A 16,880-nucleotide genomic window follows, 5' to 3' on the forward strand; every position below is an offset into this window, starting at 1 on the left:
CTTTTTTTATTTTCCATAGGAAATGAATGGGTTTTTCAGTATACTATTTAGAGGAGCGAAATAATTTTGAAAGGGGAGGACAGCTTGGCACAAACACTGACAAAGCCAGCAGTAAATCCTACTATTTATGGCATTCTCTTAGCGATCAGTTCGGGTCATTTTATTAACGATACCCTTCAGGCTGTGGTGCCGGCTATGTTTCCAATCATTGAAGAATCATTGCAGCTTAGTTACACGCAAATTGGCTGGATCGCATTTGCGCTCAATATGACATCCTCTTTATTACAACCCGTATTTGGTTACTATGCCGATATTCGAGCGAGACCTTATTTACTGCCATTAGGGATGTTGTCGAGCTTAACGGGATTGATAGGCTTTGCATTATCCGGTCATTTTATTTGGATTATCGTATCCGTATTGTTTATCGGGTTTGGATCTGCCATTTTCCATCCGGAAGGGTCACGGGTAGCCTACTTGGCAGCGGGAAACCGAAGGGGGCTTGCACAATCGATTTATCAGGTCGGAGGAAATACCGGTCAATCACTGGCGCCGTTGATAACAGCCTTTATTTTTGTTCCTTTTGGACAAAAAGGAGCGTTGTGGTTCACCATCGTGGCAATCATAGGCGTGTTAGTGTTACTTCGTGTGTCTGCCTGGTATTCAGAGAGACTCCGTTCGAATGAGAGAATGGATTATAGGAAGAAACCTGCTTCAACAAAAATGTCGATTCATCCAAAAGTGAAGTGGGCCATGGTATTCGTGGTTTTTCTTGTATTTTCAAGATCATGGTACGGTGCCGGGATTTCAAATTACTATCAGTTTTATTTGATTGAAGACTATGGTCTTTCCATTAAAGAAGCACAAGCGTACATATTTGTTTTTATGTTTGCCGGGGTACTGGGGACCTTCTTAGGAGGACCGTTAGCTGATCGTTTTGGAAAAAGAAATATCATCTTTTTTTCCATGATTGGTGCCGCACCATTGACCCTCGCATTACCTTACTTGTCTTTGGACATGGTTTATCCATTCATTTTTTGTATAGGGCTTATATTGTCATCAAGCTTCAGTGTCATTGTCGTGTATGCCCAGGAACTTTTGCCAAGTAAGATTGGGATGGTGTCAGGTTTGACCGTTGGCCTGGCGTTTGGAATGGGAGCGGTTGGAGCCGTCTTATTTGGGGGTCTTGCCGATTTATTCACCATTCGATTTGTGATGATCCTATGCAGCTTCCTTCCCCTGCTCGGTATGATGACTTTCTTCCTACCCTCTGACAAAACCGTTCGAAGCTTTCATAAGTAACGATAAAGAAGGGAAGATGCCTTGAAGTTTTCGAAGGCATCTCCCCTTTTTGCTTTAGCATTAAGAAAATGCAAAATAAAGTATGAATAATCCGCAAAGGATATATATTATGGGATGAACCTCTTTCCATTTCTTTAGTGAAATCATGGCAAATGGATAGAGAATGAATCCTAAGGCAATCCCGGTTGCGACACTAAAGGTTAAAGGCATCATAATGATCGTGACAAAGGACGGAATGACAACTTCGAGTCGATTCCAATTGATATGCCTTACTTCCGTAGCCATTAAAGCTCCTACAATAATGAGTGCCGGAGCCGTCACCTCAGGCGTTATGACAGACAAAACGGGTGAGAAGAACAGCGCAATCGTGAAACAAATGGCAATCACAACCGATGTGAATCCTGTTCTGCCTCCTACGGCAACCCCTGCAGAAGATTCCACAAAAGATGCAGTCGTTGAAGTACCGAAAATCGCACCTGCCACCCCTGAGGCAGAGTCAGCGAGAAGGGCTCTGCCTGCATTCGGAATTTGATTATCCTTCATGATTCCTGCCTGACTGGCTACGGCAATCAATGCACCTGCAGTATCAAAGAAAGCGACGAATAGGAAAGTGAAGATAACGGCCATGATTTCAAGGGTGAAAATATCGCCCAAATGTGTAAATACTACACCGAATGTCGGGTCCAGACTAGGGACCTTTCCGATAACAGAGTGGGGCACGTCAATTTTGCCTACAATCATACCGATGACGGTGGTTGCAACCATCCCGTAGAATATTCCGCCTTTAATTCCTTTCACTAACATCATCAACGTAATGATGAATCCGAATACAGCAAGCAATGTGGCAGGGGAAGATAGATCCCCGATCGAAACGAATGTTTCCGGATTGGAAACAACGAGCCCTGCGTTCTTAAAACCAATGAAGGCAACGAAGAATCCAATTCCTCCTGCAATGGCGAATTTCAGATCCTGTGGGATGACGTTAATGATTTTCTCCCGGATTTTCATTATGCTTAAGATCATGAATATGATCCCGGCAATGAATACCCCGGTTAGTGCTATTTCCCAAGGGACTCCCATACCGATGCATACTGAAAAGGTAAAGAATGAGTTCAGGCCCATACTTGGGGCTATCCCTATTGGGAAATTTGCAAGAATCCCGATTAATAGGGACCCTACTATCGCAGATAGGGCGGTAGCCGTGAATAAGGCACCTTTATCCATTCCTGCCTGACTGAGAATAATAGGATTAACGACAAGAATGTAGGCCATCGAAAGGAAGGTAGTCACTCCTGCTAATGTTTCTTTTCTATAAGTTGTCTCTCTTTCAGCAAATTGAAAGAATCTTTTCATTGGGTAATCCTCCCGGTAGATAAAATAAAAAAACTCTGGTGAAAATCAACCAGAGTGTCATCTACAGGATAAAATAATTCCATAGGCATTACTTTATCTTGTAGACAAGCCATTTAAGGTAGCTGGTAGAAACGTTCAAGCCATATTCTTGAACTTATACAAGGTGTATGTGTTTGTTATAATTGAATTAGAAGAATCATAACAACTCACTTTTAACAGGTCAATGGGACCGGTAAAAGTTCATGAATTCATTATTTTCTAAATTGATGATTTATTGTAAAAAACCTCATACGCACTATACAACACAAGTGAAAAAAGCTATATTTAGTGAATACAAACGTAGAGAAATGTTTTAAGTTAATTTATATAGGAGGAAATAATATAATGTCTTCTTTAAAGCCAGGTACGGTAGTGGATTTATTCGTTGATCATGAAGTACCATATGGTTTCTTTTTAACGAATGATGAGGATCGTGTATTGCTGCATCACTCTGAAATAACAGAAGAAATTCAAGAAGGAGATACGGTGAAAGTATTTCTTTATCATGACAAGGACGTTCGTCTGACAGCGACTATGCGTATCCCTAAAGTACAAGTCGGTGCATACGGGTGGGCAGAAGTTGTGGACAAAAGGGAAGATTTAGGTGTCTTTGTTAATATCGGACTACCTAAGGATATTCTGGTCTCATCGGATGACCTTCCGAAGTTTCTGGAGCTGTGGCCAAATCCCGGTGACCAGCTGTTCTTAACCCTGAATCGGGATAAGCAAGATCGTCTATACGGAAGATTGGCAACTGAAAATATCATTGAACAGGTGTCCAGGAGAGCTTCTAATGAAATGATGAATGCAAAAGTGCAGGGACGGGTATATCGACTGCTCCGAGTCGGGACCTTCTTCTTATCTGAGCAAGGGTATCGCTGTTTCGTTCACATGAATGAACGAAAGCAAGAGCCAAGACTCGGGGAGCTTGTTGAAGGAAGAGTCATCGACGTGAAGGATGATGGAAACGTGAATGTTTCATTCTTACCTTTAAAGCAGGATAAAATGCAGGATGATGCGGAGGTTATTCTTGAGTACTTGGCACAACGAAATGGTGCGATCCCTTACTGGGATAAAAGTCAGCCTGACGAAATCAAAGACCGCTTCAATATGAGTAAGGCTTCCTTTAAACGTGCCCTCGGTAAACTGATGAAAGAAAATCAGGTGTATCAGGAGGAAGGCTGGACGTACTTAAAGAAATAACTCATTACAAAAGAGTGCTGACACATTGTCAGCACTCTTTGTTTACATTTAGAGAAGGCGGTCTCTTTCGACTTTTAGCTCTGCCTTTTTTGCTCTAACAGGTGTAAGCGGTAATAAGGTTCCCAATAATGCGATGAACGAGCATCCTATGAGAACAGTGGAATATCCTTTCAAAGCTATGGTGGATAATAATCCGAACACGACAAGATCTAAGCAAGAATCCACTATGGAAAGCAATGAAATCGTCGTAGCCCTAATCCCGGAAGGTATTAAATCATTACTTAACTGGGAGTAGATGGGATACCGGATTGCCCGCACAAGCCTTAACAGAAAGAATGCACCTAACACGATCCATAAAGAGGAACCGAACAAGCCCGAAAGAAGTAACCCGACTACCGCTATCAATCCAGATAGGTTCATCAGCAATATCCTGGAAAAACGAGCAGTCATCCAGCCGATTGAATTCGAAGCTATATAGCCAAAGATGGCAGAAACGGCATAAAAGACACCAATCATATACACGGGAACCCCTGCATCCTTTAGAAGCGGCTGGTCAAAGTATTGGTAAACGGCACCGGCCGGGATGAAAACCAATGTGACATTCAGAAACATCAGCAATAACTGTGGTGCTTGCTGTATGACTTTGAAACCACTCTTAATTTGAGAGAATGGATTTTCTTTCTGGAATGAATCAGCAACAGGCTGTTTGACACGCAGAATCAAGAACAATTCAATCAAATGAAAGACCAAGCCGAGAATAATGAGTAGGGTGAATTGATTATCAGCTAAATCCTTTGCTAAATATGAACCGACCAAAACGGCAATTAGCATACTAATGAACGAAGCTGACTGGATTTTCCCCATTGCATGATCCATTCGATTTTCTTCATTTGACTCCTTGAGTGAATCATAGATCAAGGCCTCATCTGCCCCTGAGAAGAAGGTAACACTGAACCCATTGATGAAGCTGTACAGGAAAAACATCCAAGGTTCATAGGCAAATAGAAGAAGAACGATACTAATGAACTTAAGAAACGAACCAAGTAAAAAAGAATATTTTGCCCCGAAACGATCGGCAAATATTCCAGTTGGAACCTCTCCGAGTAATACGGCCCCGCTCCAAAACATCAGAACGAGCAATATGTCAGAGGAGGTTAATCCTCTTTCAAAATAGAATAATGTTAAAACGGGTTGAAGAAAACTGATTGTACCAAAAAAAGAAATCCAAAACAGCATCCGGATATTATGGGATGCGAGCGTTTGTTTCATCATAAATTGTCTCCTGCTTCCTGATTTGATTTATACTCTGGAAGAAGGAGCGCCGTTTCCTGTTACAAACTCAGAACGTTCACTCCTTCTTGAATTAGTGAAAGTGTTTTTTGAGTTTTTTGCATGATATTTCCTCCTACAGTTTGATAAATTAAGTGTAGCATAATAGGCGTTAAAGGGAGAAGGTATTTATTCGACATTATATCAAGTGTGCAGAAAGGGTTATAGATGAATGAAAAAAGTTGTATTAGATGTGTTGCAGTCAAAAGGGACTTACTATGAAATCGGCCTTCAACTAGGACATGAACTTCGGAAATCCCCCCTCTACACCCATCATCTGGAGCGCCGTAGGAAGTCACTGCGAAACTACAAAGTGGATATCATGGAAGCGAAGAGATTCATTCTTCAGTATGCACCCGGCTTGTGGGATGAATTACAGGGTTTATCTAAAGGATTACAATGGTCCATGGAGGAAACTGTTCATGAATATTCAGGCTTTCAACAGGAGTGGAAAGAGTCCGGTTGTTCATCCCTGGCGAAAGATGGTATTTATATAAGGAATTATGATTACCATCCCAAAACGTATGAGGGAAGGCTTCTACTAGTGAAGCCTTCAGGAGGGTATGCTTCTATAGGTTTCTCCGGCAGAGGGATCGGACGGATTGACGGGTTGAATGAAAAAGGATTGGCAGTTGGCTTTCATTTTGTAAATCGCTTAAAACCTGGAGAAGGCTTCATATGTACGACAATCGCCCGGATCATCCTTGATACCTGTAAAGATTCTGACGAGGCCATTGATGTTTTGCGCAAGCTCCCTCACCGCCATAGTTTTAACTACTCTTTATATGATCGAAGTGGAAAGGCAGCTGTGGTGGAGGCGTCTCCAAGAGGCATTGGGGTTTATCATTCATCAACTCTTGGTTGTACCAATCATTTTCAAATGAATCATATGAAGAAGGATAATCGTCATTATTTAAAGGATTCTTTGAAAAGGCTGAGCGTACTGCAATCCGGGCAAAAAGAGAGGTTGACCATGGAAAGGGCACTAAATCTGTTTAATGATGGCGAGAGCCCTGTTTTCAAGAAAGCCTATGATTCTTGGGCGGGGACCATTCATACATGTGTATTTCATTGTGAAACGTTGAAATGCTTAATCGGATTCGGTGAAAGTGCAAAAGGAGTAAAGATAGATTTTCAGGACTGGATGGAGGGAGATGACATCCCCATTCGGACGATAACCGGACATTTCGACACTGACGTCCGATTCTTATTTATGGATGAGGAATAGGGACAAAGGGGAGGGAACCGAGCAAATCAAGGGATTAACGGCTTAACTAAGTGGAGGACTTCCTCGGTTCTTACTTTTAACGTTTACATCGCGGTATAAATTTATGTACAATTTGTATCATTCTTAAAAATGTGATGCCTTGGATGATTTCTTGTTTCTTGGATGTAAAAGAATGTTCAATCAATCGCATCCCTCATTACCCCTGTCTCGAATCCATCCTGCCCCATCAGGGAAAGAGGGTGAGGGCTCGAATATTAGCAGCCCTGACCATGCTCTATCTTCGTTCCGATGAATGATTATCCACCGTGTCCGAGTTGTTTACATTGGCTTCACCTTCATCGGGATAGGGATCGAAGAAATTAACGATCTTACCAGGTCCATCAAATCCGGTAACCTGTTCTAGATCACTTTTACTCTTTTCTTTATTCATATGAAAAACTCCTTTCTACCCATTAGTTTGGTGAAAGGAGTTTATTTTCATGCCTTTAATTGTTTTTCCAATGATCTTCAATGAAATCATCACGGCCTGACTTTTCGCGGTCCTGTTTATATTCATCAGGATTCTTTTTATAGTATTTTTGATGGTAATCCTCTGCAGGGTAAAAAGATGATGCAGGAAGAATTTTGGTGACGATTGGTTTATTGAATCGGCCGCTGTCTTCTATTGCTTTCTTTGTCTTTTCCGCCGATAGTTTTTGTTGTTCATTATGATAGAAAATAGCTGTACGGTACTGGTCACCGCGATCGTGGAATTGACCTCCGTCATCAGTAGGGTCAATTTGGGGCCAGTATAGTTCTAATAGCTGTGCGTAAGGAAAGAGGTCCGGATCAAAAGTGATTTGGACGACTTCATAATGTCCGGTGTTACCCCCTTTGATATCCTCATAAGAGGGGTCTTCCAGATGCCCTCCCGAATATCCGGAAGTCACGTCGATAATCCCGGACAGCTCATCAAACGGCTTTACCATGCACCAAAAACATCCACCTGCAAAGGTGGCAATTTCTCTCTTAACATTCATACTAGCAAACCTCCTGTACCATATGTACTCCTCTAAAGCAGTAAAGTAATTGCTTGAACAGATTCTACCACGAATGGTTCATCGCCACAATGTATTAAACTTATGCACTTACATGAAAAAATGTAAATCTGCAAGTTTTCTGCAATTTTATGAAATTTCATTTCCCATCCGTCATAATTTGTGTATAATTCTTTTGAACGGAACAATTACATATGGTAAGAATTCAGGTGAAGCGGAAGGCATGTTTCTTCTTAGCTTCTTAATAGGGAAGTTGGTGTAATTCCAACGCGGTCCCGCCACTGTAAATGGTAGTTTGCTGAAAGTATGCCACTGTGCGAAGCGTGCATGGGAAGGTATCAGCAAACAATGACCATGAGCCAGGAGACCTGCCTGAGTTTTTTTCGCACCAAATCTACGCGGATAGAGAGGTGTAATGTGCATGGTTTATTGTTTTGAACCCTATATATGCATCTTACACAACATCTCTGGTCCACTAGAGATGTTTTTTTCTGTCTACAATCTACATTCACAGGGGGAATAAGGAAATGAAACACACATTTAAGGTAATACTCTCATTATTTTTGGCCGTTGGGTTCCTTTCAGCATGCGGAACCAATGATGGTGATCAATCAAAGAATAAAGAAAATGCAGAGGTAAGTGGGGATTCATCAGAATTTCCTTTGTCTTTAAATGACGCATTGAATCATAAAGTTACACTGGAGGAACAACCTAAGCATATCGTTTCACTAATTCCAAGTAATACGGAAATTTTATTCGAACTTGGATTAAACAGGGAAATCGTCGGTGTTTCAGATTTTGATAACTATCCGAAAGAAGCCGCGGATAAAGAGAAGATCGGTGGAATGGAATTTAACGTCGAGAAAATTGTCAGCTTAGAACCCGATCTGGTCCTTGCCCATGAATCCACTGCCAAATCAGCGGAAGAAGGGTTGAATCAGTTGAAAGATGCTGGGATCAATGTATTCATCGTAGAGGATGCAAAAAGTTTTGAAGAAGTGTACACCACCATCAATGATATTGGTGTTCTTGTAGGGAAAAAAGACAAGGCAGCTTCTATTGTGTCTGACATGAAATCAGATTTGGAAGAGATTGAGAAAAAGGCAAATGAAGTATCAAATAAGAAGCGTGTGTATGTGGAAGTTTCTCCTTCACCGGACATTTATTCAACAGGAAAGAACACGTTCATCAATCAAATGCTTTCAATGGTCAATGCTGATAATGTCATGAGCGAACAAGAAGGATGGGTGAAGGTAAATCAGGAATCTGTCATTTCTTCGAATCCTGACGTGATCATCACAACGTATGGTTATTATAGCGAAAACCCGAAAGAACAAGTAATGAAGAGAGATGGATGGAAAGATGTCAATGCCGTGAAGAATGGGCATGTTTACGATGTTCATTCAGATTTAGTCACACGTACGGGTCCAAGATTGGTTGAAGGAGTAGAGGAAATTGCAAAGTCGATCTATCCAGAGGTATTTGCAAAATAGAATAGGGGTTACATACGGATTGGCTGGCCTATTTTTATTAGCGGCGGTTCTTGCAGCCATTTCAATCGGGACCATATCGATCCCGCCATTGGATATCGTTACAATCATCGGTTCTAAGTGGTTTGGCTTTGATTTACCTGAGACGGTCGATCCCATGTATTCGAACATCGTGTATACCATCAGGTTACCAAGAGTACTGTTAGCTTTACTGGTGGGGAGCTCTTTAGCCGTTGCCGGAGCTTCTTTCCAAGGATTATTGCGTAACCCGCTGGCCGATCCATATACATTGGGTGTCTCATCAGGGGCATCTGTCGGTGCAGTCATCACTTTATTTTTTCATTGGAGTATTCCGTTCATTGGGAAGTTTACGCTTCCCTTTTTCAGCATTATTTGCTCCATCATCACTGTATTTCTAGTACTATGGTTCGCACAAAAAGTCGAGAGGACCATGAAGGTTGAAACCATCATCTTGACAGGGATCATCTTCAGCTCGTTTTTAGGATCTTTGATTTCCCTGATGATCGCACTCACAGGCGAAGAATTGAGGCAAATCATCGGCTGGCTTCTTGGGAGCGTTTCTATGAGAGGGTGGGATTATATCACTATCATCTTTCCTTTCTTCCTTATAGGGACAATAGTACTCATCCTGAACGGCAAAGAGTTGAATGGAATGAGCTTCGGTGAAGAACAAGCCCGCCATATAGGCATATCCGTACATCAGAGAAAGCTTATCATTCTCATTGCCGGGAGTATCTTAACGGGATCAGCCGTCGCTGTCTCTGGAACAATCGGGTTCGTCGGTCTTGTCATCCCTCATTTTCTAAGAAGAATCGTCGGACATGATCATAAGCATCTTCTTCCCCTTTCCATCATCACAGGAGGAGGATTTCTCGTTCTCGCTGATTTACTCTCAAGAACCATCATCGCCCCGACTGAACTTCCAATTGGAGTGATTACGGCTTTGATCGGTGCTCCGATGTTCGCTTATATTCTCTTAAAGAAAAGGGGTTCTTCATCATGATCGCTGTTAACAGCGTCTCAGTGGGATATAACAATCATAAAATCGTTGATGACATGAATTTTCATGTGAATCAAGGAGAGTTTTTTGGCATTCTCGGGCCAAATGGCAGTGGGAAGACGACGCTATTAAAGGCACTTACCGGTCTTCTTCCGTTAATGGCTGGGACGATTGAATTGAAAGGAAGGCCGCTTACACAATATTCTTCGAAGGAATTAGCTAAGCATGTAGCTGTTCTGCCTCAAATATCGACTGAAACTTTTTCTTATGAAGTGAAAGAGACGGTCATGCTTGGTCGATATGCTCATCAGAAAGGTTTTATAAAAGGGGCAACGGAGAGGGATCGTGAAGTGGTTGACAAAGTGATGGACCAAACGGGTATTTCTTCTTTTCAAGACCGCTTCCTCCATGAACTGTCCGGTGGGGAACGTCAACGTGTGTTTCTTGCTCAGGCACTCGCGCAAGAACCCCAGATCCTTTTGCTTGATGAACCCACTAATCATCTGGATCTGTCCTACCAAAAATCGTTATTGGATTTAATCAAAGCACAGACAATCGAAGAAAAATTAACGGTCATATCCATTTTTCATGATTTGAATTTAGCAAGCCTTTACTGTGATCGCTTACTTCTATTAGATCGTGGAAGAACAAAACTCCTTCATCATCCGGAAGAGGTTTTGAAAGAAGAGCATATAGAAGAGGTATATCATACAAAGGTTCAAAAGCAAGCTCATCCTCTGGTGGCCAAGCCGCAGATGGTGATCGTTCCAGAGGGGAATGAAAGTGAGAATTTCATCCTGGATGAAAGGTACCTGACCTTAAGTGAAGAATGTATCCATTTCTCTGCTCCATATCCGTTGAAATGTATGTCCTCTGGAATCATCGGGGCAGGAATCGGGTGGTACAGCCACTTTATCAATCGAAGAGTACCAGGGGATTATGATTGTTCGGATTATCAGGGAGATATGAGAAAGTACCTTGTTCAAAAGGACTTGGACCCAACCTTAACCGTTGGGATGACGACGGCTCTCGATTTGACCAATATGGTGTATGATCGTTTTGAAACCGAAGGAAAATCGGTTTTCGTCGTGGTGACTGCAGGCGTTGGAAATGCCATGGACGTATCGACAAGTTACCAATATGATATGGAAACAAAGCCCGGTACGATTAATACTTGGGTATTCATCAATGGGAATTTATCAGACGAAGCGTATATTGAAGCACTCGTCACATCCACTGAAGCAAAGGTGAGAGCTTTGCATGATATGAATATACGGGACAGGAGAACAGGGAATCTGGCGACGGGCACACCTACAGACAGCATTCTGATTGCCTCCAGTCAAAAAGGCGACCACGAGCCCTTTGCTGGACCGATTACTTCAATAGGGAAATTGATCGGGAGGGGAGTCTATGAAGTAACCAAGAAAGCTATCGCTCGTTATTTGGAGAAAAAGGAATAGGGGATGTGGTCCTATTATAGAAAAGAGGCAGTACTGTGGGTAAATTGATATTTATAACCGGTGGTGTGAGAAGCGGTAAAAGCTCTTATGCTGAAGGACTTGCAGCAGGATTAAGGAAAGGGAAGGAAGAATTGGTTTATCTGGCGTGTGGGGTCAATACCGATCAGGAGATGGAACGAAGGATTCTGAAACATCAAGAAGATCGTGCTTCCGCTTCTGAAAACTGGATCACGATGGAATGCCCAAGATCGATCGGTGATGCCTTAGATTCCATTCCACATCATGCAATCGTTCTATTAGACTGCCTTACCACTCTTCTGACAAATGAGATGTTCGCTGTGGAAAAGATGGACGACAGAAGAGTAGAGAAGAAAATCTTTCAATCTATCATTGCGGTCCTCGATAAAGCACAGGTGTTGATAGTCGTTAGTAATGAAGTGTTTTTCGACCTTCCTTTAGCATCTGGCGACATACTCCGATTCCAAAGGACGCTCGGATCATTACATAAAAGGATGGTAGAGGAGTCGATGACGGCGATAGACATGTCGGTAGGAATTCCTGTTATAAAGAAGGGAATGCCACCGGTATGATTCTATTGAAAAGCGTGCTGTTGAATATACAGTTTTTCACCGTTTTACCAATCCGTATAGAATTTTTAGTTGGGAAATATGAGATGAAGTGGATGGTCCGCACATTTCCATTGGTAGGCTTCAGTATTGGCATATTTCTCTCAATCGGATATTTAGTACTGGATTCGTTTACCCAAATGAGCCCATTGGCATTATCGTTTTATATTTGGGTGTTGCCTATCATTCTTACCGGCGGACTTCATCTGGATGGTTATATGGATGCAAGTGACGCCTTTTTTTCCTATAGGGATAAAGAGAAGCGATTAGAGATTATGAAGGATCCACGTGTCGGTGCTTTTGGAGTGCTTTCTTTATTGGTTATGCTTTCCTCCCGTTTTGTCTTCATTTACGAAACTGTCCTTTACACTGATTCTGCAGTGATCACGATGGTCCTTATGTGGATACCTTTTTTCAGCCGCATAGTTATGGGAGCAAGTCTCATTCTTATTGCACCGGCACAAAAATCAGGTATGGGGTTTAGCTTCAGTAAATACATGACCAGAAATGAACTTTTCTTTCTTCCAGCATATTTTTTAGTGGGAGGAATATGCAGCTTCTTACTGGGTGGATTTTATCTTTATATCACATTCAGTATAGTCACAATTGGGTTTTTCTTATTCGTTTATGTAAAGTCCATCAAATGGTTTGGAGGAATGACTGGAGATACGGTTGGTGCCAGTGTAGAAGGGATGGAGTGGATGTTGTGGATGACTTTATGGTTATTGCCTTTATCCGACATGGTTTAACAGAAGATAATGAGAAGGGAAAATATATAGGCTGGACGAACTCGAGTTTATCCCACAATGGGATTGATATGCTTAAGGGGCGGAAGAGAAACTTCGATGAATACGAAGTGTGTTTTTCCAGCGATCTTAACCGATGTTTGGAAACAGCTCATTTTCTGTTTCCTGACGTTCCCGTGATTTCGTCGCCAATGCTGAGAGAATTACATTTTGGAAAGTGGGAAGGACTGACATACGAGCTCTTGAAGGAAGATCGAGTTTATAAGGAATGGTTAACCAACCCATGTGTTTCTCCTCCAGAAGGCGAAAATATCGTTCAGTTCAGCAAGAGGGTGGAACTTGCATGGAGAGAGATCATAGCACAAATCGAAGTCCATAATGGAAATCGATTTGCAATCATTACCCACGGTGGGGTTATTCGGCATTTATTGACAACTCTATCTCCTGAAAATGATACAAAGGCATTTTGGGAATGGGAGATTAACCACGGAAAAGGGTATGAAATGATTTGGGAAAGAGAAGAGGATTGGAGGAATCAGATTTGTACTTCATTACGGGCGGTTCCTTTAACGGAAAGGGACGATGGGTAAGGAATCACTTTCGTTTAACGAATTCTGATGCAGAGTGGGTTTCATTATTTGATGGAGATTGGAAAGCGATTTATCCGAAAATGTCTATCATCGTATTAGAGGGGATTGAGTATGCGGTCCGCGGAGCCCTTTTACAAAAGGATGGTGATATAAGAGCGGCTTTTAGAAATTGGATGCAATCATTAAGGAAGTGGGAAGAAGAAAGCCCAGATAGAAAGGTGATCTGGATTGGTTCTGAAATAGGGAAAGGAATTGTTCCCAGCGATCAATCCTCCAGAGAGTGGAGAGATATGACAGGTTGGGTTTATCAGGATCTTGCCGAAGAATCACAAAGAGTGTGGCTGGTCTGGTATGGCATGGCAACATCATTAAAAGGGTAAAGGAGAGATGGTTATATGCAACTTTATACAAGAACAGGGGACAAGGGCCGGACGAGTTTAATAGGCGGCAGGGTCGATAAGGACGATATCCGTGTTGAAGCATACGGTACCTTGGATGAGGTGAATTGCTTCGTTGGTCAAGCGATATCTGAATTGGATCATGAGCGTTATAATGATATATTGATTGATCTTGAGAAAATTCAACATGAATTGTTTGATTGCGGAGGGGACCTATCCAATATCTCAAAAAAAAGAAAGAGCAAGCTTCAGGCTGAGTCGGTTTTTTACTTAGAAGAAAAGATTGACGAATTGACAAAGGAAGCTCCTCCCCTTGAAAGGTTTATCCTTCCAGGTGGAGTGAAAGCCTCTGCCAGTATTCATATTGCAAGGACTGTTGCCAGAAGGGCAGAGAGATGCATGGTATCCCTTTCAAAGAACGACGAGGAATTTCCTGTCATCACGTTACAATATATCAACCGGTTATCGGACTACTTCTTTGCGCTCTCCCGTGTGATCAATCATCGCAGCCATGTAAAAGACGTTGAATATATCCGGAGTGCCAATGTATTTTCTTCTGGTAAAGTGCAGAACAATGATGGAAAGTAAGCTTAAAACGCTTCTGCTGATGTCATTATTCCTGGCTTTATCTGCCATTGGAGGAATGGTGAAAGTCCCGGCTGTCATCGGGACGATTGCCTTGGACAGTATGCCTGCTATTTTAGTTGCTTCTTTATTCAATGGAAGGAAAGGGGCAGTTGTTGCCGGGGGAGGACATTTACTCTCGAGTCTGTATGCAGGATTTCCACTTGGACCTTTCCACATCCTGGTTGCTGCAGAAATGGCGCTCTTTGTCTGGATGTTCGGCTATGTATTCTCCAAAGGGAAGCGTGTATTGGCTGCAGCTCTTTTTTTAATAGGGAACGGTGTAATAGCCGCAGTCCCATTTATTTTTATCCTGAGTCCGTCTTTTTACGTGGCAATAATTCCTTCCCTGATAGCAGGGACCCTCATAAATTTAACAATGGCTCACTTTCTTTATCCTCCACTGGCAGATGAATTACCGGAAGGGGTAAGGGTATGATCAGTAATCGTGATGTGTTATCAATCTCCATCAATGAAGAAGAAGAACTGATACTCGCCTCTGATTGCAGCGGAGGGATCGGCAGAAAAAATGCTGACGAGGTCCAGGCTGATCCAGAGGTTGTTGGGTATTTCAGTTTTCGGGTAGCTGTGATGGAATGCTTGGCAGTGGGTGCAAGGCTCGTAGCTGTTCAACTATTTAATTTTACATCGGATAACGTGTGGGATAAGTATACACAAGGTGTTCGAATGGGCCTGAAAGAACTTGGGATGGAGGGTGTCCCCCTGACCGGAAGTTCCGAATCCAATATCAATTTAAAGCAATCCGCTCTTGGCGTTACCTGTATTGGAATGAGAAAGAAGAAGAGGGATCAAACCTCCAAAAAGAGGATTTCGTATGCACTAATCGGTACCCCTTTAGTCGGGGATGAAGTGTTGAGATCTCAATCATATATTGCCCCATTATCTTTATTTAAGGAGTGTATCCTTCATCCTGCCATCGTCCATATTTTACCCGTGGGTTCTAAAGGTGTGCGTCACGAACTTTCTGTCCTGACAGGAAAGACGTTGAGTAAAGAAGATGTTCACTCATTTCAGGACTTAGAAAAATCCAGCGGCCCGGCTACTTCATTTATCATCTCATTTGAAGCAAAAGACGAAACGGTCATTAAGGAAATGACGGCAGGGTACTACCAACCTCTTCAGCTTTATTACTAGAACAACTAAATACTTTCAAGGATATTTGTGGTAAAATATATTTCCAGGTGTCATAGTATGGAGAAAAGTGTTAGTTTATCCATTATTCTGCGATTGTCATTTATAATGGTTTAGAGTACCATTTCATACTATCATCGGTTATTTCATGAATGTCATAAAAGTAGGTGAAGAAATGGAGTCACGGTTAGATCGAAAGACCAAGAAGAAAAAACGCGGAAGAAAAGTGATTTTGATATTATTACTCCTTATTTTTAGTTTACTCGGTTATGCTGCGTTTCAATTTTACAGCGGTTATAAAATGGCTGGTGAAGACCAGATGCAGGAAGATTATAAATTTAATGGTGTAAAAGACGAAAACGGTAAGGTAAACATTTTGTTATTGGGAGTCGATAGCAGAGGCGAGGAGAAGTCAAGGACAGATACGATGATGCTCGCGCAGATCGATCCGAAAACGAATGAAACCAAACTCGTTTCTTTTATGAGAGATATATATGCAGAAATCCCTGGTTATCAAAATTATAAGCTTAATACCGCATTTTATTTAGGTGGTCCTGAATTGCTGCGGAAAACCATCAAGCAGAATTTCGATCTGGATATCCAGTATTACATGATTATTGACTTTAAAGGTTTTGAAAAATCTGTTGATATTTTGGCTCCTGATGGAATTGAAATGGACGTTGAGAAAGCCATGTCAGAGAATATTGGTGTTTCCCTCGAGCCTGGTGTCCAGAACCTGAATGGGAAGGAATTACTGGGTTATGCGAGATTCCGTCATGATGAACAAGGTGACTTTGGTCGTGTTGAAAGACAGCAAAAGGTGATAGCTGCTTTAAAAGACGAAGTTCTATCCATCGGAGGTGTAACAAAGCTTCCGAAAATGGCAGGGTCCATACAACCTTATATTCAGACGAATATGAATAGGTTGGACCAAATCTCCATTGCGAAGGATATTCTCCTAAGTAACAGCAGTGACATGGACAAATTGACGATTCCAGTGAAAAATTCATACACAAATGGAAGTTACAGCGGAGTCGGTTCCGTTCTTGAAATTGACTTCGAAGAAAATATCCAAGCACTAAAAGATTTCCTGAGTGGTAAAAGTCAGGATGAAGCTGCAACAGAATAATGAAATAAATCCCGGTGGGCCAAGGCCCACCGGGATTTTCTTTTTTGAAGAGCAAGGTTGTTTTGAGACGGGCTAGGGCCTGTTCCACTGGGATGATGAACGTGATATTTAGTCATTTTGATTCGAATGTCAAAATTAAAAATTCTGATTATACGC

Annotated in this window: 18 protein-coding genes and 2 riboswitches; of the genes, 14 read left to right on the forward strand and 4 right to left on the reverse strand. The window is 41.9% G+C overall.

Features of this window, described 5'->3' with window-relative positions:
• Nucleotides 1–84 precede the first annotated feature (84 nt).
• Entirely contained in the window at nucleotides 85–1,299 is a 1,215-nt protein-coding gene (locus KYJ26_RS21260; protein ID WP_257475182.1) for an MFS transporter, read from the forward strand.
• Between the two features lie 60 nt (nucleotides 1,300–1,359).
• Here KYJ26_RS21260 and KYJ26_RS21265 read toward each other — a convergent pair whose 3' ends face one another.
• Entirely contained in the window at nucleotides 1,360–2,652 is a 1,293-nt protein-coding gene (locus KYJ26_RS21265; RefSeq protein WP_219169811.1) for an NCS2 family permease, read from the reverse strand.
• A gap of 81 nt (nucleotides 2,653–2,733) precedes the next feature.
• Nucleotides 2,734–2,834: riboswitch (purine riboswitch) on the reverse strand.
• Nucleotides 2,835–3,036: 202 nt separating this feature from the next.
• Between KYJ26_RS21265 and KYJ26_RS21270 the strand changes: the two genes are divergently transcribed.
• Nucleotides 3,037–3,894 (forward strand): CvfB family protein, encoded by an 858-nt coding sequence (locus tag KYJ26_RS21270; RefSeq protein WP_219169813.1) that lies wholly within the window; start codon nucleotides 3,037–3,039, stop codon nucleotides 3,892–3,894.
• 48 nt (nucleotides 3,895–3,942) lie between these two features.
• Here KYJ26_RS21270 and KYJ26_RS21275 read toward each other — a convergent pair whose 3' ends face one another.
• Nucleotides 3,943–5,166 carry an MFS transporter gene (locus tag KYJ26_RS21275; protein ID WP_219169815.1) on the reverse strand — a complete coding sequence of 408 codons (1,224 nt, stop codon included), beginning with the start codon at nucleotides 5,164–5,166 and terminating at the stop codon, nucleotides 3,943–3,945.
• Between the two features lie 229 nt (nucleotides 5,167–5,395).
• Here KYJ26_RS21275 and KYJ26_RS21280 point away from each other — a divergent pair, with 229 nt between their 5' ends.
• Nucleotides 5,396–6,451 (forward strand): C45 family peptidase, encoded by a 1,056-nt coding sequence (locus tag KYJ26_RS21280; protein ID WP_219169817.1) that lies wholly within the window; start codon nucleotides 5,396–5,398, stop codon nucleotides 6,449–6,451.
• A 274-nt stretch (nucleotides 6,452–6,725) separates the two neighbouring features.
• Here the strand turns inward: KYJ26_RS21280 and KYJ26_RS21285 are convergent, their stop codons facing one another.
• Together KYJ26_RS21285 and msrA are read right to left on the reverse strand one after the other, a co-directional pair.
• Complete coding sequence (locus KYJ26_RS21285; RefSeq protein WP_219169818.1) at nucleotides 6,726–6,881, reverse strand: hypothetical protein; 156 nt, start codon at nucleotides 6,879–6,881, stop codon at nucleotides 6,726–6,728.
• A 55-nt stretch (nucleotides 6,882–6,936) separates the two neighbouring features.
• The gene (msrA, locus tag KYJ26_RS21290) at nucleotides 6,937–7,470 is read right to left on the reverse strand and encodes a peptide-methionine (S)-S-oxide reductase MsrA (RefSeq protein ID WP_219169819.1); all 534 of its coding nucleotides are present in this window, start codon (nucleotides 7,468–7,470) and stop codon (nucleotides 6,937–6,939) included.
• Nucleotides 7,471–7,678: 208 nt separating this feature from the next.
• A riboswitch (cobalamin riboswitch) is annotated at nucleotides 7,679–7,878 on the forward strand.
• 137 nt (nucleotides 7,879–8,015) lie between these two features.
• Here msrA and KYJ26_RS21295 point away from each other — a divergent pair.
• From KYJ26_RS21295 to KYJ26_RS21345, 11 genes are all read left to right on the forward strand, one after another.
• Nucleotides 8,016–8,981 (forward strand): ABC transporter substrate-binding protein, encoded by a 966-nt coding sequence (locus tag KYJ26_RS21295; RefSeq protein WP_219169821.1) that lies wholly within the window; start codon nucleotides 8,016–8,018, stop codon nucleotides 8,979–8,981.
• Nucleotides 8,944–10,002, forward strand: a complete 1,059-nt coding sequence (locus tag KYJ26_RS21300; RefSeq protein WP_219169822.1) for a FecCD family ABC transporter permease — start codon at nucleotides 8,944–8,946, stop codon at nucleotides 10,000–10,002. The genes KYJ26_RS21295 and KYJ26_RS21300 overlap by 38 nt, the downstream gene beginning before the upstream one ends.
• Nucleotides 9,999–11,459, forward strand: a complete 1,461-nt coding sequence (locus tag KYJ26_RS21305) for an adenosylcobinamide amidohydrolase (RefSeq protein WP_219169823.1) — start codon at nucleotides 9,999–10,001, stop codon at nucleotides 11,457–11,459. The genes KYJ26_RS21300 and KYJ26_RS21305 overlap by 4 nt, the downstream gene beginning before the upstream one ends.
• 35 nt (nucleotides 11,460–11,494) lie before the next feature.
• Nucleotides 11,495–12,049: a bifunctional adenosylcobinamide kinase/adenosylcobinamide-phosphate guanylyltransferase gene (locus KYJ26_RS21310; protein ID WP_219169825.1), complete on the forward strand. Its 555-nt coding sequence runs from the start codon at nucleotides 11,495–11,497 to the stop codon at nucleotides 12,047–12,049.
• A complete protein-coding gene (locus KYJ26_RS21315; protein ID WP_219169827.1) occupies nucleotides 12,046–12,834 on the forward strand; it encodes an adenosylcobinamide-GDP ribazoletransferase in 789 nt (262 codons plus the stop codon). The genes KYJ26_RS21310 and KYJ26_RS21315 overlap by 4 nt, the downstream gene beginning before the upstream one ends.
• A complete protein-coding gene (locus KYJ26_RS21320; protein ID WP_219169829.1) occupies nucleotides 12,792–13,421 on the forward strand; it encodes a histidine phosphatase family protein in 630 nt (209 codons plus the stop codon). The genes KYJ26_RS21315 and KYJ26_RS21320 overlap by 43 nt, the downstream gene beginning before the upstream one ends.
• On the forward strand, nucleotides 13,373–13,801 hold the full coding sequence (locus KYJ26_RS21325) for a bifunctional adenosylcobinamide kinase/adenosylcobinamide-phosphate guanylyltransferase (protein ID WP_219169831.1): 429 nt from the start codon (nucleotides 13,373–13,375) through the stop codon (nucleotides 13,799–13,801). Before KYJ26_RS21320 ends, KYJ26_RS21325 begins: the two co-directional genes overlap by 49 nt.
• Before the next feature lie 15 nt (nucleotides 13,802–13,816).
• Entirely contained in the window at nucleotides 13,817–14,407 is a 591-nt protein-coding gene (locus KYJ26_RS21330; RefSeq protein WP_219169833.1) for a cob(I)yrinic acid a,c-diamide adenosyltransferase, read from the forward strand.
• Nucleotides 14,394–14,882, forward strand: coding sequence for an ECF transporter S component (locus KYJ26_RS21335; RefSeq protein ID WP_219169835.1), 489 nt, complete (start codon nucleotides 14,394–14,396; stop codon nucleotides 14,880–14,882). Before KYJ26_RS21330 ends, KYJ26_RS21335 begins: the two co-directional genes overlap by 14 nt.
• Nucleotides 14,879–15,598 carry an ATP-binding protein gene (locus tag KYJ26_RS21340; RefSeq protein ID WP_219169836.1) on the forward strand — a complete coding sequence of 240 codons (720 nt, stop codon included), beginning with the start codon at nucleotides 14,879–14,881 and terminating at the stop codon, nucleotides 15,596–15,598. Before KYJ26_RS21335 ends, KYJ26_RS21340 begins: the two co-directional genes overlap by 4 nt.
• 172 nt (nucleotides 15,599–15,770) lie before the next feature.
• The gene (locus KYJ26_RS21345; RefSeq protein WP_219169837.1) at nucleotides 15,771–16,724 is read left to right on the forward strand and encodes an LCP family protein; all 954 of its coding nucleotides are present in this window, start codon (nucleotides 15,771–15,773) and stop codon (nucleotides 16,722–16,724) included.
• Nucleotides 16,725–16,880: the final 156 nt, after the last annotated feature.

It is taken from the genome of Rossellomorea orangium, from assembly GCF_019334305.1.
Lineage (GTDB): Bacteria > Bacillota > Bacilli > Bacillales > Bacillaceae_B > Rossellomorea.

Bases quoted from the DNA above. Each gene is read 5' to 3' on its own strand.
- KYJ26_RS21265 (WP_219169811.1), bottom strand. From the start codon at position 2,652: ATGAAAAGATTCTTTCAATTTGCTGAAAGAGAGACAACTTATAGAAAA.
- KYJ26_RS21270 (WP_219169813.1), top strand. From the start codon at position 3,037: ATGTCTTCTTTAAAGCCAGGTACGGTAGTGGATTTATTCGTTGATCAT.
- KYJ26_RS21275 (WP_219169815.1), bottom strand. From the start codon at position 5,166: ATGATGAAACAAACGCTCGCATCCCATAATATCCGGATGCTGTTTTGG.
- KYJ26_RS21280 (WP_219169817.1), top strand. From the start codon at position 5,396: ATGAAAAAAGTTGTATTAGATGTGTTGCAGTCAAAAGGGACTTACTAT.
- KYJ26_RS21285 (WP_219169818.1), bottom strand. From the start codon at position 6,881: ATGAATAAAGAAAAGAGTAAAAGTGATCTAGAACAGGTTACCGGATTT.
- msrA (WP_219169819.1), bottom strand. From the start codon at position 7,470: ATGAATGTTAAGAGAGAAATTGCCACCTTTGCAGGTGGATGTTTTTGG.
- KYJ26_RS21295 (WP_219169821.1), top strand. From the start codon at position 8,016: ATGAAACACACATTTAAGGTAATACTCTCATTATTTTTGGCCGTTGGG.
- KYJ26_RS21305 (WP_219169823.1), top strand. From the start codon at position 9,999: ATGATCGCTGTTAACAGCGTCTCAGTGGGATATAACAATCATAAAATC.
- KYJ26_RS21315 (WP_219169827.1), top strand. From the start codon at position 12,046: ATGATTCTATTGAAAAGCGTGCTGTTGAATATACAGTTTTTCACCGTT.
- KYJ26_RS21330 (WP_219169833.1), top strand. From the start codon at position 13,817: ATGCAACTTTATACAAGAACAGGGGACAAGGGCCGGACGAGTTTAATA.
- KYJ26_RS21335 (WP_219169835.1), top strand. From the start codon at position 14,394: ATGATGGAAAGTAAGCTTAAAACGCTTCTGCTGATGTCATTATTCCTG.
- KYJ26_RS21340 (WP_219169836.1), top strand. From the start codon at position 14,879: ATGATCAGTAATCGTGATGTGTTATCAATCTCCATCAATGAAGAAGAA.
- KYJ26_RS21345 (WP_219169837.1), top strand. From the start codon at position 15,771: ATGGAGTCACGGTTAGATCGAAAGACCAAGAAGAAAAAACGCGGAAGA.